Annotated in this window: 18 protein-coding genes; 10 read left to right on the forward strand and 8 right to left on the reverse strand. The window is 73.0% G+C overall.

Annotated features, from left to right (window positions below; all coding sequences use genetic code 11):
- The first annotated feature begins 13 nt into the window (after positions 1-13).
- Both E5082_RS22645 and E5082_RS32455 read left to right on the forward strand, forming a co-directional pair.
- Positions 14-721 (forward strand): YqjF family protein, encoded by a 708-nt coding sequence (locus E5082_RS22645; protein ID WP_135793077.1) that lies wholly within the window; start codon positions 14-16, stop codon positions 719-721.
- Entirely contained in the window at positions 718-867 is a 150-nt protein-coding gene (locus E5082_RS32455; RefSeq protein ID WP_167514121.1) for a hypothetical protein, read from the forward strand. Before E5082_RS22645 ends, E5082_RS32455 begins: the two co-directional genes overlap by 4 nt.
- Positions 868-877: 10 nt before the next feature.
- On the opposite strand, the gene E5082_RS22650 is transcribed toward E5082_RS32455, so the two are convergent.
- Genes E5082_RS22650 through E5082_RS22660 form a run of 3 tightly spaced genes read right to left on the reverse strand, consistent with a single transcriptional unit; the run spans position 878 to position 3,479 of the window.
- Complete coding sequence (locus tag E5082_RS22650) at positions 878-1,891, reverse strand: NAD(P)/FAD-dependent oxidoreductase (protein WP_135793078.1); 1,014 nt, start codon at positions 1,889-1,891, stop codon at positions 878-880.
- Positions 1,888-2,403: an isoprenylcysteine carboxyl methyltransferase family protein gene (locus E5082_RS22655; protein WP_135793079.1), complete on the reverse strand. Its 516-nt coding sequence runs from the start codon at positions 2,401-2,403 to the stop codon at positions 1,888-1,890. Before E5082_RS22655 ends, E5082_RS22650 begins: the two co-directional genes overlap by 4 nt.
- 17 nt (positions 2,404-2,420) lie before the next feature.
- Positions 2,421-3,479 carry a type III polyketide synthase gene (locus tag E5082_RS22660; protein WP_135793080.1) on the reverse strand — a complete coding sequence of 353 codons (1,059 nt, stop codon included), beginning with the start codon at positions 3,477-3,479 and terminating at the stop codon, positions 2,421-2,423.
- A gap of 130 nt (positions 3,480-3,609) precedes the next feature.
- Between E5082_RS22660 and E5082_RS22665 the strand changes: the two genes are divergently transcribed.
- Positions 3,610-4,470, forward strand: a complete 861-nt coding sequence (locus E5082_RS22665; protein ID WP_229918710.1) for a UbiA family prenyltransferase — start codon at positions 3,610-3,612, stop codon at positions 4,468-4,470.
- Between the two features lie 75 nt (positions 4,471-4,545).
- Positions 4,546-4,725, forward strand: coding sequence for a DUF6480 family protein (locus E5082_RS22670; protein WP_135793082.1), 180 nt, complete (start codon positions 4,546-4,548; stop codon positions 4,723-4,725).
- A 7-nt stretch (positions 4,726-4,732) separates the two neighbouring features.
- Here the strand turns inward: E5082_RS22670 and E5082_RS22675 are convergent, their stop codons facing one another.
- The 5 genes from E5082_RS22675 to E5082_RS22695 are packed head-to-tail and all read right to left on the reverse strand — an operon-like array spanning position 4,733 to position 10,039.
- The gene (locus E5082_RS22675) at positions 4,733-5,602 is read right to left on the reverse strand and encodes a carbohydrate ABC transporter permease (RefSeq protein ID WP_135793083.1); all 870 of its coding nucleotides are present in this window, start codon (positions 5,600-5,602) and stop codon (positions 4,733-4,735) included.
- Entirely contained in the window at positions 5,599-6,567 is a 969-nt protein-coding gene (locus E5082_RS22680) for a carbohydrate ABC transporter permease (protein ID WP_135793084.1), read from the reverse strand. Before E5082_RS22680 ends, E5082_RS22675 begins: the two co-directional genes overlap by 4 nt.
- The gene (locus E5082_RS22685) at positions 6,561-7,880 is read right to left on the reverse strand and encodes an extracellular solute-binding protein (RefSeq protein WP_229918711.1); all 1,320 of its coding nucleotides are present in this window, start codon (positions 7,878-7,880) and stop codon (positions 6,561-6,563) included. The genes E5082_RS22680 and E5082_RS22685 overlap by 7 nt, the downstream gene beginning before the upstream one ends.
- Positions 7,877-8,857, reverse strand: coding sequence for a GNAT family N-acetyltransferase (locus tag E5082_RS22690; RefSeq protein ID WP_135793085.1), 981 nt, complete (start codon positions 8,855-8,857; stop codon positions 7,877-7,879). Before E5082_RS22690 ends, E5082_RS22685 begins: the two co-directional genes overlap by 4 nt.
- Positions 8,858-8,872: 15 nt before the next feature.
- Positions 8,873-10,039 carry an exo-beta-N-acetylmuramidase NamZ family protein gene (locus tag E5082_RS22695; RefSeq protein WP_135793086.1) on the reverse strand — a complete coding sequence of 389 codons (1,167 nt, stop codon included), beginning with the start codon at positions 10,037-10,039 and terminating at the stop codon, positions 8,873-8,875.
- 753 nt (positions 10,040-10,792) lie between these two features.
- Between E5082_RS22695 and E5082_RS33580 the strand changes: the two genes are divergently transcribed.
- The 6 genes from E5082_RS33580 to E5082_RS22720 all read left to right on the forward strand — a co-directional run bounded on the left by E5082_RS33580 (position 10,793) and on the right by E5082_RS22720 (position 15,229).
- Entirely contained in the window at positions 10,793-11,551 is a 759-nt protein-coding gene (locus tag E5082_RS33580) for a hypothetical protein (RefSeq protein ID WP_308437496.1), read from the forward strand.
- Entirely contained in the window at positions 11,491-12,489 is a 999-nt protein-coding gene (locus E5082_RS33585; RefSeq protein WP_308437497.1) for a sensor histidine kinase, read from the forward strand. Before E5082_RS33580 ends, E5082_RS33585 begins: the two co-directional genes overlap by 61 nt.
- Before the next feature lie 116 nt (positions 12,490-12,605).
- Positions 12,606-13,025 (forward strand): roadblock/LC7 domain-containing protein, encoded by a 420-nt coding sequence (locus E5082_RS22705; RefSeq protein WP_051887871.1) that lies wholly within the window; start codon positions 12,606-12,608, stop codon positions 13,023-13,025.
- A complete protein-coding gene (locus E5082_RS22710) occupies positions 13,022-13,369 on the forward strand; it encodes a DUF742 domain-containing protein (protein ID WP_135793087.1) in 348 nt (115 codons plus the stop codon). The genes E5082_RS22705 and E5082_RS22710 overlap by 4 nt, the downstream gene beginning before the upstream one ends.
- Entirely contained in the window at positions 13,350-13,967 is a 618-nt protein-coding gene (locus E5082_RS22715; protein WP_130329887.1) for a GTP-binding protein, read from the forward strand. The genes E5082_RS22710 and E5082_RS22715 overlap by 20 nt, the downstream gene beginning before the upstream one ends.
- Complete coding sequence (locus E5082_RS22720; protein WP_135793088.1) at positions 13,964-15,229, forward strand: cytochrome P450; 1,266 nt, start codon at positions 13,964-13,966, stop codon at positions 15,227-15,229. Before E5082_RS22715 ends, E5082_RS22720 begins: the two co-directional genes overlap by 4 nt.
- The last annotated feature ends 2 nt before the right edge of the window (positions 15,230-15,231 follow it).

Consider the following 15,231-nt stretch of genomic DNA (forward strand, 5'->3'; position numbering starts at 1 on the left):
GGACTCGCTGTCCATGGTGGCCAACCGCGTGCCGGTCCTGCGGGCCCGCTGGCTGACGCAGACCTTCCTGAGCTGGGCCTACGCGCCGGCGACGGTCCAGGCGCTGCTGCCCGAGGGGCTGGTCGCCGACGAGTTCGAGGACGCCGCGTGGGTCACCCTGACGCCGCTCCTCATGGCCGACGTCCGGGTCCTCGGAGCGCCCGCGCTGCCGGCCTTCGCCGAGACCAACCTGCGGACCTATGTGCGGGGAGGGGACGCCGTGTGGTTCTTCTCCCTCGACGTGACCTGCCCCCCGCTGCTGGCGGCCCGGGCGCTGGGCGTTCCGTACCACTTGGCCGACCTGCGCGTCCGCGTCAGCGGGGACACGGTCACGTACACCGGGGCGCGCCGCACCGGCGACGCCGGATACCGCCTGGTCGTCCGGCCCGGCGCGCCCGCCGGGCCGACGGAGCTGGACGGCTGGCTGACCTCGCGGTGGCGGGCGTACAGCAGGCGGCTGGGCCTGCTCTGGGAGACGCCCGTGGGACACGAGCCCTGGTCGCCTGCCGCGGTCGTGGTGGAGACACTGGAGCAGACGGTCACGAAGGCGGCCGGACTGCCCGCGCCGCGCGGCCGGCCCGTGGCGCTGTTCTCCCGGAGCGTCGACCACGCATGGGTGGGCGCCACCCGCCCCGTGCGAACCCCGTACCCATCGAACCCCCGACAAGGAGGCCGGACATGAGCGAGCCGACCCCGACCCCGTCCCAGGCAGAGGGCGAGCGGGAACCGGACCCGGAGGAAAGCCGTACCCGCGCCGTCCACCCCGACGTGCCGCGCACCACACCCTCGCAGGCCGAGGGCGAACGGCTGCCGGAGGACGACGAGTAGCCGCCCTTCGCTACCGCAGCGCGTGCACCGCCGCCGCGAACACCGGCGGCATCCGGGACGCCACCGGCACGACGAGCCGGGCGGTGCCCGGACGGCTGCTCACGGCCAGCAACGCCCTGGTCAGCAGGCGGTGGCGGCGCGTGGCCAGCGTCCACTCCCGCTCGTACCGCTCGGGCCGCCCGGCCGCGAGACACCTTACGGCGGCCTCGGCCGTCGCCAGGGCGAGCGCGATGCCCTCCCCGGTGAGCGCGTCCACATAGCCCGCCGCGTCCCCGACGAGCAGCACCCGGCCCGCGACCCGGCGCCGCACCCGCTGGAGCAGCGGCCCGGCACCGCGCACCTCGGTCGCGGGCGCCCCTCGCAGGGCGGCGGTGAGCGCCGGGAAACCGGCCAGATGCTCGTCGTAGCCGCGCCGGACCCGGCTCAGCACCGCGACCCCGACCAGGCCGTCGGCGACCGGGGTCACATAGGCCTCGCCCTGGCCGGACCAGTGGACCTCCACGAAGTCCGTCCACGGGGCGAGGCGGTAGTGGCGGCGCAGTCCGTACCGGCCGCGCGGGCCGCCGGGCAGCTCCAGGCCGAGGCGGCGGCGGACGGGGGAGTGCAGGCCGTCGGCGGCGATCAGCCAGCGGGCCGTGATCCCGGCGGCGGTGACGCCGTCCCGCGTCTGGCGCACCTCGCCGACCCTGCCGGGCACGATCCGCACGCCGAGGCCGAGGGCGCGCTCGTGCAGGGCGCGGTGCAGGGTCGTACGGCGGACGCCCAGCCCCGGCCGGTCGCGGAAGGGGGCTTCGGCGCGCCGGACGCCGTCCACGTAACGGATGCCGCGCAGCTCCCGGCCCGCAGGCTCCACGCCGAGCGCCCTGAGCGAGGCGACCCCGCCGGGCATGACGCCCTCGCCGCACGCCTTGTCCACGGGCGCGGTGCGCGGCTCGACCACCACCGCCGTCAGCCCGGCCAGCCTGGCGTGCACGGCCGCCGCGAGACCGGCCGGACCACCACCGGCCACCAGCACGTCGATCACGCCGCCCCCGCGGCGGCCAGCGCCTGGTTCTCGCACCGGATGCGCACGGTCAGTACGGCGGCGTTCAGCACCGTGAAGGCGACGGCGGTCACCCAGGCGGTGTGCACCAGCGGCAGCGCCACCCCCTCGGCCACCACGGCCACATAGTTCGGGTGCCGCAACAGCCGGTACGGCCCCCGCGCCACCAGCGGCAGGCCCGGTACGACGATCACGCGGGTGTTCCAGCGCGGCCCGAGCGTCCCGATGCACCACCAGCGCAACGCCTGCGCGCCCACCAGCACGGCCAGCATCGGCAGGCCCAGCGCGGGCACGAACGCCCGATCGCCGAGCCACACCTCGAGCGGGCAGCCCACCAGCAGCCCCACGTGCAGGGCGACCATCGCCGGATAGTGCCCGTCGCCCGCCACGATCGCCCGACGGGCCCTGCACCACCGCTCGTTGCGCCGGGCCACGACGAGTTCGCCCACCCGCTCACCCGCGACGGCCGCGACCAGCAGCGCGTACCAGATCATGTGTCCTCCTGTCGTGCTCACCAGCTCAGCAGCACCAACTCGCAGGCCAGCCCCGGCCCGATGGCCAGCAGCAAACCCGGAGTGCCGGGAGGCGGGCGACGTTCGGCGAGGGTGTCGCGCAGGACGTGCAGCACGGAGGACGAGGAGAGGTTGCCGGCCTCGGCCAAGTGGCGCCGACTGAGGGCGAGTTCCTCGGTGGGGAGGTCGAGTGCCTCGGTGACGGCGTCCAGGATGCGGGGGCCGCCGGGGTGGCACACCCAGGCCGTCACGTCCTGCGGCTTCAGACCGTGGCCGGCGAGGAACTCCCGTACGTCGCCGGCCAGATGATGCCGGAGCACCTGCGGGATGTCCGGATCGAGGACGACCCTGAAGCCCGAGTCCCCGATGTCCCAGCCCAGCACTCCGCCCGCCTCCGGGTACAGCCGGCTGCGGGAGTCCACGATCGCCGGGCCCGGGAACGCGCCCCCGCGCTCCGCCCCGCAGGCCACCACCGCGGTCGCGCCGTCGCCGAAGAGGCCGGTGGCGACCAGGTTGGCCGTCGAGGCGTCGCCGCGCTGGAAGGTGAGCGAGCACAGCTCGACCGAGAGCAGCACCGCCACCTGGTCGGGGCGCCCCAGCAGGAAGTCGTGCACGCGCGCCAGCCCGGCCGCGCCCCCGGCACAGCCCAGCCCGAACAACGGCATCCGCCGCAGGTCCGGCCGCAGCCCGAGCCGGCCCGCCACCCGTGCGTCGACCGACGGGACGGCGACCCCGGTGACCGAGGTGAAGATCAGCAGGTCCACGTCGCCCGCCGACAGCCCGGCACCGCGCAGCGCCTCCCGGATCACGCGCGCACCCAGGTCGGTGGCGGTGGCGATGAAGAGATCGTTCGCGGCGCCGAAGCCGTCCAGCGTCTCGTACCGGTCGAGCGGCAGGGTCATGTGCCGGGCGCGGACCCCGGCGTTGCGGTGCAGCCGGTCCAGTACCCGGCGGTCGGCTCCCTCGGGCAGACAGGCGCGGGCCACCATGTCGGTGATGTCGGCCTGGGCGCAGCGGTACCGCGCGAGGGCACCGTGCACGGCGGCGATCCGCGTCATGAGGCTCCCGTACGTCGACCGATCCGGGGGGACTCAGCAGCCCTTCCCTGCACCGCCGAACCGGCACCACAGATCGCCCGTCCGGCCGTTCCGGATCGTGACGCGGCAGGCGGGCCCCTACGATCGCCGGGTGGTGACCCCCGAGCAGTCGACGATCCCGGCCCGCAAGGTCTCCGCGCTGGCCGGGTCCTGCCACCCCGGTCCGCTGGTGGTGGTCACCGCGCTGACGGCGGCACTGGCCGTGACGGCCGGTCAGGAGCCGGGCCGCTGCCTGCTCACCACCGGCGCCGTGCTGACCGGGCAGCTCTCCATCGGCTGGTGCAACGACGCCTTCGACGCGCGCCGGGACATCGCCACCGGCCGCCGGGGCAAGCCCGTCGCGGACGGCGCGATCGAGGTCAGGAAAGTGTGGACCGCGGCTTGGGCCGCGCTGGCTCTGTGCGTGCCGCTCTCCTTCGCCTGCGGGTGGGTGGCGGGCGCCGCGCATCTGACCGCCGTCGCGGCCGCGTGGGCGTACGACCTGCGGCTCAAGGCCACCCGCTGGTCCTGGGCGCCCTACGCGGTCGCCTTCGCCGCACTCCCGGCGTTCGTCACCCTGGGGCTGCCGGGGCGGCCGTGGCCCGCCTGGTGGGTGCTCGCGGCCGGGGCCCTGCTGGGCGTCGGCGCCCACCTCGGCAATGTGCTCCCGGACATCCGGGGCGACCTCGCGACCGGGGTGCGGGGCTGGCCGCAGCGGCTGGGCCCCGACCGCGTACGGCTGCTGCTGCCGGTGCCTCTGGTCACCGCGTCCGCCCTGCTGGCGCTCGGGCCCGCCGGACCGCCCGGCGTCCGGCAGATGGCTGCGCTGGCCGGGGCCGGGCTGATCGCGGTGGCCGGGACAGTGCTGGGCCGCCGCCGGGAAGGGGCCGCGTTCGCGGCGGCGGTCGCCGTGGCGTTGCTGGACGTGGCGCTGCTGCTGAGCGGCGGCGGGCTCGGCACCGGGGCCTCCTGAGACGGGGGAGCCGCATCCGAGCGGCGCCCCCGCACCGAAGTACCGCATGTGTCACCCGATGCCAGGAGGTGGATCATGACCGACTCACTGCCGCCGCCCGGTGAGACCCCGCCCGTCGAGGGATCGACCGCCGAGGCCCATCCCGAGCGGCCGGACGGCGGTCCCTTCGAGCACCCCCGGCTCTGGCTGGCCCTGATCGTCCTCGGCTGCGCGCTCGTCGCCGGCTACTTCCTGGTCAGGATGATCGACCTGTGAGAGCCGCTCACTTCAGGCCGCTGAGCATGATCCCGCGTACGTAGTGCCGCTGGAGGAGCAGGAAGAGCATCAGGACCGGCAGGATGCTCAGCACCAGGCCCGCCATCACGATCGGCATCGTGCGCGTCGGGTCGACGTAGTCCTGGAGCATCTGGATGCCGACCGGCAGCGTCATCACGTCCGGGTTGGCGGTCGACACCAGCAGCGCCCAGATGTACTCGTTCCACGCGTCCACGAACGTCAGCAGCCCCAGCGTCACCATGACCGGCCTGGTCTGCGGCACCACGATCCGCCACCACACCGCGAACTCCCCGGCGCCGTCGATCCGCGCGGCCTCCAGCACCTCGTCCGGGATCGAGACCATGAACTGACGCATCAGGAAGATCCCGAAGCCGTTGACCAGGAACGGCATCACCAGCGCGACGATGCTCACGGTCAGCCCGGCACCGCCCCGCCCCAGCAGGTCGTTGCCGCCCGCCAGCGGCCAGTGCACCAGGATCAGGAAGTGCGGGACGAAGAAGAGGAACGGCGGGAACATCATCGTCGACAGCACCAGCCGGAAGATGAAGTCCCGCCCGGGGAACCGGAGTTTGGCCAGCGCGTAGCCCGCGAGCGAGGACGTCAGCAGCACCGACGCGTTGATCACCGTAGTGGCGACGACGCTGTTGCGGAACAGCACCGGCAGATCGAGCTGGTCGACCGCCGCCCGGTAGTTGGACAGGTCGAACGCCTCGGGCAGGAACCGGTACGGCAGCGTGCCCGACTCGCCCGGCCCCTTGAACGAGGTCATCACCATGTCCAGGAACGGCACCACCGTGAGCACGGCGCCCGTCACGACCAGCAGATACGACAGCCACGGGAAACGGCGGCGGATCACGCGTCCTCCCCCTTGCGCCGGAAGATCCACAACTGCGCCAGGGTGACCAGCAGGATCACCACGAACAGCACGAAGGCGGCGGCACTCGCGGTGCCCCAGTCACCGTAGGAGAACGCCTGCCGGTACATCTCCAGCGCCGCCACGTTGGTCGCGTCACCGGGACCGCCCCTGGTCATCACGATGATCAGCGCGAAGGACTGGAGCCCGGTGATGAACTGCGTGACGCACACGAACAGCAGCGCCGGCCGGAGCAGCGGCAGGGTGATCCGCCAGAAGACGGTCACCGGACCGGCGCCGTCCAGCGCGGCCGCCTCGTAGTACGACTCCGGGATGGACTTCAGCCCGGCGGTCAGGATGAGGATCGCCGTGCCGACCGACGCCCACGCCTGCACGACCACCACCGCGGGCAGCGCGGTGTCCGGGTCCTGGAGGAACGCCACCGAGTCGAGCCCGACGGCGTTCAGGGCGCCGTTGACCAGGCCGCCCGGCTCGTACATGTACTTCCACACATTGCCGACGGCGACCACGGTCGTCACGATCGGCAGCAGGTACAGGGTGCGCCAGAGCCCCTGGAAGCGCAGGTTGTCGACGCAGGTGGCGACCAGCACCGAGCCCGCCAGCGCCAGGGCCACCGTGCCCAGCGCGAACAGCAGGGTGTTGGTGAGGACCGGGGTCAGGAACGTCGAGCCGCCGGCGAACAGGCTCGTGAAGTTGTCGAGGCCGGCCGGCTGGATGTCGCCGAGGTGGAACCCGGCCCAGTGGGACATCGACAGCAGCAGCGCGAAGCCGAGCGGCAGGATCAGGAAGACGGCGAAGAAAAGCAGCACCGGCGCCAGGAACAGATAGGCGACGACCGCCTGATGGCGCCGGGCCCGCGCTCGTGGGCCGACGGCCGTGCGGGCCGGGCCGGCGGAGCGCGGGCGCGGAGGCCGCGCGGTCGTCTCCGGGGTCAGGGCGTTCACCATGAGCGCGACACCTCCCGGTCGACCTGGCGGCGGATGGTGCGCAGCGACTCGTCCACCGACTGCTGACCGGTCCACAGCGCCTCGACGTTCTTCCGCAGCAGCGACTTGGCCTGCTGCGCGCCCGGCACGTTCGGCTCTGGCACGGCGTACCCCAAGGCGTCCAGGAACGGGCGGAGGTTGGGGTCGCCGCCCTTGCCGAGCAGCGTCCGCATGTCGTCGGCGCGGCCGGTCAGCGAGCCCACCGACACCTGGAGGGCGCTCATCCGAGTCACCGTCGCGCCCTTGCCTACGCCCACCCGGTCGGTGTTGAGCCAGCGAAGGAACTCCCAGGCCTCACGCGGGTGCTGACTGGAGGCGTTGACGCCCAGCATGAACCCGGTGGCGAGGGTGGCGGGCTTGGCGCCCAGCTCCGGTACGGGCACGGGGGCCACGGCCACGTCCCGATAGGCGTCGCCCATCTGGGCCTTCAGGCTGCCGGTCCACCATCCGGCGCTGATCACCATCGCCACCTGCCCGGACTGGAACGCCTTGTAGACGTTGACACCGGGCTCGCTCGCCCCGCTGCTGACCAGACGGCGCTCCAGGTCCAGCACGGCCCGCCCGGCAGCTGAGTCGATGGCGGTGCGCCTGCCGTCCCCGGACACGAAGGTGCCCCCGGCCGCGTTGAGCAGGGCGAGGGTCTGGCCGACGGTGGTGGATTCGTCGTAGGTGGAGAGGCCGAAGCCCTGGACCAGGGTGTTGCCGTACCGGTCGCGCCGGGTGGTGCGGTACGCGGTGTCCTCCAGCTCCCGCCAGGTGCGCGGGGGGTGGGTGACGCCGGATTCCCGGAGCAGGCGCTTGTTGTAGTAGAGGGCGTACGTCTGCGCCTCGGTGGGGTAGCCGTAGACCTTGCCGCCGACGGATGCGGAGCCGGCCGCCGCCGCGCCGTAGCCGCGGGTGATCTCCGCCGCGTCCTCCGGCGGGGCGGGGCGCAGGACGCCGGCGCGGACGAGCTGGCCGTTCCACAGACAGTACGGCTGGAGGATGTCGGCGCCCTGTCCGGCCGCCTGCCGGACCATGAACGTGGTCAGCAGGTCGTTGAACTCCACCGCCTTGGTGCGCACCTTGACCCGGTCGTGCGTGGCGTTCCACTCGTCCACCGGCCCCTGGAGGGCCGCCTTCAGCTCACCGCTCGCGTAGTGGGAGAGCAGGGTGAGGACGATCGGGTCGTTGGGCCGTCCGGTGCCCTGGTGCGGCGCGGCGCAGCCCGCCGCGAGCAGGGCTGCCGCGAGCGTGAAACGGCGGCGGCTCAGCCCGTGCGGTGCTCCGGTCACCGGAGGGCCTCCCGGCGCAGGACCCGGAACACCCGCGTGGTGCCGAACCCGGCCCGGCGGTACAGACGGGCCGCTGCGGACTGATGATCGGTCCACAGGAACCACGCCGACCCCGCGCCCAGCGCCCGCATCCGCTCCAGGACCAGGTGCAGCAGCACGTTGCCCAGTCCGGTCCCGCGCATCTCGGCCAGCACCCCGAACGGGCCGAACCGCTCGATCGCCGACTCGTACGCGCCATGCATCGCCCAGCCCACCAGCCGGCCCGAGGGGTCCCGTGCGACCACGATCCTGTCCAGCGGGGCGCCGGTCAGCAGGCACTCCCGGATCGCGCGCGCCCAGTCCGGGACGAAGTGGACGGCGGCGAGGGCGAGAAGTGCGGGCAGGTCGTCGTCGGTGGGGGAGCCGAACGCATAGCCCAGCGCGGTCAGTTCGGCGGCCCGGCGGCCGACCTCGGTCGGCAGGGCGTAGTCGGTCAGCGAGCGGTCCATGGCCACCGCCTCGTCCACGGTGCGGAAGTCCAGGGACTCCAGCAACCCGGCCGCCTCCGGGTACGTCTCGGCGTCCAGGCCGGGGAGGAAGTAGTTCGGGGTGTACGGGGCGAAGTCGACGCGGGTGCGGCCGTGGGCGAGCAGCCAGTCCAGGGCGTCGGTCAGCAGTTCCCGGCCCACGCCGCGTCCGCGGGCGGCCGGGTCGACGAAGAAGAAGGGGAGCCAGCCCTGTTCCGGTTCCAGGTCGGTGCCGGTCATCGGGGTCAGCCGGCGTACGGCGTAGGCCGCGCCGACGAGTTTGCCGTCCTCCACGGCGACCCGTAGGCCGGCCGGGTCGAAGTTGGCGTCGAGCAGCACCAGGGAGCGGAAGCGGTCCGCGGTGACGGGGTCGGCGGGCGCGCTCCGGCGCCACGCCGCCACCAGCGGCGGACCGTCACCCGGCCGGAACCCGCGGATCACGGTCCGGGCTCTCGTCGTGGGATCGGTCATCGACGTCCTTCCGTCTCAGGGGTAGAGCAGTACGTCCTCACCGGCCCACCGGCCGGGCGGTGCGGGCGGTTCGCACAGCCGCAGCGGGTCCTCGCCCGCGTCGACCGTCCGCCGCAGTTCGTCGGAGCCCCAGAGGCGGTCGATGAAGTCGCCGGACCAGGCGAAGTCGTCCGGGTACAGCCGCCGCAGCGTGCCGAGCATGGCGACGGCGGTGCGTACGGGGGCGAACGCCTCGCGGTCCGTGACGTGGAGGTGGACCCCGCGCACGGGGCGGCCGGCGTGCTTGTCGAAGGTCGGCACGTAGCGGACCTCCCTGAAGTGCACGCCGGGCAGGCCGAGTTCGGCGAGCGCGGGGGCGAAGCGGGCGTCGATGTACGGGGCGCCGACGGTCTCGAAGGGCTGAGTGGTGCCCCTGCCCTCGGAGACGTTGGTGCCCTCGAAGAGGCAGGTGCCGGGGTAGACGACGGCCGTGGCGTACGTCGGCATGTTGGGCGAGGGCGCGATCCAGGGGAGGCCGGTGGCCTCCGCGTCCATCTTCCGCTGCCAGCCTGCGGCCTTGATCACGGTCAAGTCGGCCTGCCGCCCGGCGACTTCGGCCACGGCCGACCTGTTGAGACACCAGGCGAGCTCCCCGCAGGTCAGCCCGTGCCGGATCGGCACCGGCGCCCGGCCGACGAAGCTCGCGAACGCCGGATCGAGCACCGGGCCCTCGCTGACGAGCCCGCCGAGCGGATTGGGCCGGTCGGCCACCACGAACCGCACGCCGGTGCGCGCGGCCGAGGCCATCAGGTCGAACATCGTCCACACGTAGGTGTAGAAGCGCGCCCCGACGTCCTGGAGGTCGTACACCAGCGCGTCCACGCCGCTGTTGATCAGCACCTTGTCGAGCCGATCACCCTCGCGGCGGTACGTGTCGTAGATCGGCAGCCCGGTGGCCGGGTCGGCCTCGTCCGGCTCACCGCCGCCCGCCTGGGCGGTGCCGTACAGCCCGTGCTCGGGGCCGAACAGCGCGGCCAGGTTCACGCCGGCCTCCATCAACGCGGGTGCCGTCGGGCTCAGGTCGGGCAGCACGCAGCTGTGGTTCGTCACCAGCCCGAGCCGGCCCGGCCCGGCGAGACCGGGCACCGCGCACAGCCGGGCGATCCCGGTAGTCACCATGAAGCGGTCGTCCCCACTATTCATTCTTCGCCCCTTATAGGAAATTCCCTTGAATGTCCCGAAATTGGGCAATGCAGCGGACACTACCTGCCGTTGAGCGCGCTCCCCTGGCGACGACATTCCCCCTTCGGGTGAAACCCCGTTCGCCTCCGCCCACTTCGCGGCCGATCATCAGCTCATGGCACTGAGAGACACCCTCGCCCGAGGCGACGAGGACCTGGCCGCCGGCCGCGTCCCCGGAGGACCTGGAAAGCTCCGGGCACGCGGACGTCAAGGGCTTCCTGGCGGCCGCCGGATGTCTGGTACTGGCCAGCGCATTTCTGGCCATCTGGGTGATCGGTGTCGTCGCCACTCTTCCGGTGAGCGCGTTCGGTTGGCTGGAAAGGGGTCCCTCCCGTGGGGGTTGACGACTTCTCGGGGTTTGCGGTCGCTACCCGGGGGGCGGGGCATGGGGGGCGCATGGGGTGTTTCCGGGCCTGGCAGCAGCGGTGCGGCCTGGTGGGTCCTCTATCACGCCCCCTCGTCGCAATGGTTGCTTCACGACGACTTCAGGTCCGGGGGGTCAGGAGGGGCCATTCGGAACTTGGTGCACTCCGGTGTGACTAGCATGTGGGCGTAACCGGAATGGAAGATCGCCTTCCTCAGCGGCGGCCGCTTCCGGACCCGCGATCGAGGCGATCGGTCGCCGATTCTTCTGCTCGCAGACCGAGGGACCGCGGAATGTCAGTTCCTGCACCGTCCGTTCAACACCGCTCGACGGCCGCTCAGCGCAGTTCGTTGGCGGTGCCCGCGGCCGTGGTGGCGGTGACCGCCGCGGCGGTCGCCGTCGCGGTCGGCGCGGCGCCGACCGGCACCCGCAGATGGACCCTGATCGTGGCGGGCGCGGGCTGGGCGTGCGTCGCCGTCGCGGTGCTCGTCGGACACCTCCTCGTCCGCCGGGCCAGGCTGGCCGCCGCCACCCAGGCCGCCGAGAACGACCGGCTCCGCGCGCAGGCACAGCAGACGGCCGCACAGACCAGCCACTTGGTCAACGTCACGCTGCCCTCCCTGTACAACCTGGTGCTGGCCGGCAGCGGCGCCGCCGACGCGCTCGCGGGCGTGTCGACGCCCAACGACCAGAACCTGCGCCGGCTCGCCCAGCTCTCCGCCGGTGCCCTGGAGGAGGCCGTGGGCCGCGCGGCCGCCGCCGGCGAGGAGTCCCGGCAGACCCAGGAGGCGCTCAACGAGGTGCTGGCCGAGGTGGACCGGCTCGGCCGGGAGACGCTGCCCGCCGCCGTCGCCCGGCTCGCCGAGGGCCGCTCGGCCGACACCGTCCTCGGTGAACTCGCGCTTCCCCAGGTGCCGTTGATGCACGACCTGACCGAGCTGGTCGTCCGCGAACTGGCGCGCAGCGAGCGGCGCGCGGGCGGTGCCCGGGCGGTGCCCGGATCGCCTCCACCAAGGCACTCAGCCGTGTACAGGCCAAGGCCGTCAGCATGCTCGCCGACCTGCGGGCGATGCAGGACGAGCACGACGGCAAGATGCTCGGTGATCTGATGCGGCTGGACCACAAGACCTCCCAGCTCGTGCTGATCGCCGACCGGCTGGCGCTGCTCATGGGCGGCAAGACCAGCCGTACCTGGAACAAGCCGATCCGGATGGAGAGCATCCTCCGGGGCGCCATCGGCCGTATCGCCGCCTACCAGCGGGTGCGGCTGCACTTCACCTCCCAGGCCGCGATCTCCGGATTCGCCGCCGAAGGCGTGATGCACCTCCTCGCCGAACTGATCGACAACGCGGCCAACTTCTCCCCGCCGACCGACGAGGTGCACGTCTACGTCGAGGAGCACCGGGCCGGGATCGTCGTCACCGTCGAGGACAGCGGACTGACCATGTCCGAGGCGGCCATGCGGCACGCCGAGGGCGCGGTGGCCGGCAGCATGGCCGACCTCGCCTCCCTCCAGGGCACCCGGCTGGGCCTCGCCGTGGTCGGACTGCTCGCGCTCAAGTACCGGATCAACGTCAGCTACCGCCCCTCCTCGCGCGGCGGCACCGGCGTGGTCGTCCTGCTGCCCCGGCACCTCATCGCGCAGCAGCGCGACCCGTGGCCCGCGCAGCGGGAGGCGGCCCGGGCGGCCACCGTCCGTCCGGTCCCGGCGCCCGAAGCGCCGACGCCCGCCCCGGCCCCCGTCATCGAGGCGTCCGTCCGCCCCGATCCCCCCGTGAAGTTGCGGGGGGTCCCCGAGCAGACCCGGCACGAGCCGCCCGCCGCCGCGTCCGCCGCCGCCACCCCGAACGGCCTGCCCGTCCGCAAGCCCGGCCGCACCATGAGCGACGCCGAGCGCGCCCAGCGCCCCGCCGGCGAGCCCGCCCCGCCCCGCAAGCGGCCCGTGCACGACGTCGGCTCCCGCTTCGGCGCCTTCCACCGCTCGCGCAAGTCCTCGGGCGACACCCTGGGCGGCCGCCCCGACCCCGAGCCGCCGACCGCCGGTTAAGCACCCCCCAAGCCCCGCCGGGCCCGCGCCCGGCAGCCACGCCCCCCTCGTGCCCATGAGATTGGAGGAACGGGCCGGTGACCGAACAGCCGGACACCACCGTCCCATCACCCATCATGCAGACCACCGACAACAGCCTCGTCTGGCTACTGCAGAACCTGCTGGAGCAGACGCCCGGTGCCCGGCACGCCCTGGTCCTCTCACGCGACGGCCTCAAGCTGTGCTGGACTCCCGACCTGGCCGCGGATCAGGCCGACCAGCTCGCCGCGATCTGCTCCGGCCTCCAGGCCCTGTCCCACGGCGCGTCCGTGGAGTTCGGCGACGGCTCCGGCGGCGTGCTCCACGCCATGACCGCCTTCCACGGCGGCCTGCTGTGCATCGTCGGCGCCGGTGAGGGCGCGCACCTGGCGGTCGTCGCCGCCGAGGACGCCGACCCCGGCCGCCTCGGCGAGGAGATGACCGGGCTGGTCGACAAGATCGGTGAGCATCTGCGGGCCGCGCCCAGGCAGCCGTTCCAGGGGAGTACCCGGCCGTGACCCGCAAGCCGGTGGACACCGGTGCCCCCGACCGGCTCTACACGGTCACGAACGGGCGCAGCAGCGTCGACGACACCCTGGACCTGGTCACGCTCATCGTCGCGGAGTGCCAGCCGACCACAGGCATGCAGTCGGAGCACAGCCGCATCCTGACCCTGTGCCGGCACCCCACCTCGGTGGTGGAGATCTCCGCCGAGCTGGAACTGCCGATCACGGTCGTCCGCATCCTGCTGGCCGACCTGCTCGACACCGGCCGGATCACCGCACGCCACCCACCCGTGAACCCCTCGCTCCCCGACCCCGCCCTTCTCAAGGAAGTGCTCCATGGGCTCCGCAATCTCTGAGCTGCCCGCCCACCGCACGCCACTGGCCGACGCGGCGGAAACCGGGCTGAAGATCGTCGTCGTGGGCGGCTTCGGCGTCGGCAAGACCACGCTGGTCCGCTCCGTGAGCGAGATCCGGCCGCTGAACACCGAGGAGGTGATGACGGAGGCCGGCGTCGGCATCGACGAGACCAGCGGCGTCGCCGCGAAGTCGACCACCACCGTCGCCTTCGACTTCGGCCGGATCAGCCTCAACGACACCATGGTGCTGTACCTGTTCGGCGCGCCCGGCCAGAAGCGCTTCTGGTTCCTGTGGGACCGGCTCTTCTCCGGCACCCTCGGCGCCGTCGTCCTCGTGGACACCCGCCGGATGGACGACTCCTGGTACGCGATAGACCGGCTGGAACACCACGGCACGCCCTTCGTGGTGGCCGTCAACCGGTTCGACGACGACGCGAACCACCACTCCCTGGACGAGATCCGGCAGGCCCTCGCGCTCCCGGATCACGTGCCGATGCTCGACTGCGACGCACGGGTCAGGCAGTCGGGCAAGGACGTGCTGATCACTCTCGTGGACCATGTGTACACGCTGGCCACGGCCCAGGAGGCGACCCCGTGACCGACCCCGGCCCCTTCTCCGCGCACCAGGCCCCGCCGCCCGGCTGCCCCGCCCACACCGACGCGGTGCGCCTGGCGGGACTGGAGTACCAGCAGACGCCGTCGCAGATGTACCGGGCGTTGCGCCGCGAGCACGGCGCTGTCGCGCCCGTCCTGCTGGACGGCGACATCCCGGCCTGGCTGGTGCTCGGCTACCACGAGGTCGCCCAGGTCACCAGCCACGACGAGCTGTTCGCGCGGGACTCGCGCCGCTGGAACCAGTGGGACAACATCCCGCCGGACTGGCCGCTGATGCCCTTCGTCGGCTACCAGCCCTCGGTGTTGTTCACCGAGGGGGAGGAGCACCGGCGGCGGGCCGGGGTGATCACCGAGGCGCTGTCCGGGGTGGACCAGTTCGAGCTGGCCCGCGACTGCGAGCTGATCGCCGACGAGCTGATCGCGCGGTTCGCCGGCAGCGGCCAGGCCGAGCTGATGTCGTCGTACGCGCACGCGCTGCCGATGCGGGCCGTGGTCCAGATGTGCGGTATGCCGGTCTCCGGCGCCGACACCCAGCAGCTCGTGGACGACCTGCGGATCTCCCTGGACGCGGCCGAGGGCGACGACCCGGTGGCGGCCTACGGGCGCGTGGGCGAGCGGCTGGTGCGGCTGGTCCAGGACAAGCGGGCCGACCCCGGCAAGGACGTCACCTCGCGGATGGTGCTGCACCCGGCGGGGCTCAGCGACCAGGAGATCGTCCAGGACCTGATCTCGGTCATCGCGGCCGCGCAGCAGCCCACCGCCAACTGGATCTGCAACGCGCTGCGTCTGCTGCTCACCGACGAGCGGTTCGAACTCAGCGTGTCCGGCGGCCGGGTCAGCGTGGGCGAGGCGCTGAACGAGGTGCTCTGGCTCGACACGCCCACCCAGAACTTCATCGGCCGCTGGGCGGTACGTGACACCCAGCTCGGCGGCCGTCAGATCCGGGCCGGCGACTGCCTGGTCCTCGGGCTGGCCGCCGCCAACACCGACCCGAGTCTCTGGCCCGAGGGCCATGTCGGCGCGGAGAACGCCGCGCACCTGTCGTTCAGCAACGGCGAGCACCGGTGCCCGTACCCGGCGCCGCTGCTCGCGGACGTCATGGCGCGCACCGCCGTGGAGACGCTGCTGGAGCGACTGCCCGACCTGGTGCTCGCGGTGGACCCGCACACGCTGACCTGGCGGTCGTCCATCTGGATGCGGGGGCTGACCACGCTGCCGGTCCGGTTCACCCCGGTCGACGGATAGCC

This window comes from Streptomyces griseoluteus (genome assembly GCF_004784465.1).
Taxonomy (GTDB): Bacteria; Actinomycetota; Actinomycetes; order Streptomycetales; family Streptomycetaceae; genus Streptomyces; species Streptomyces griseoluteus.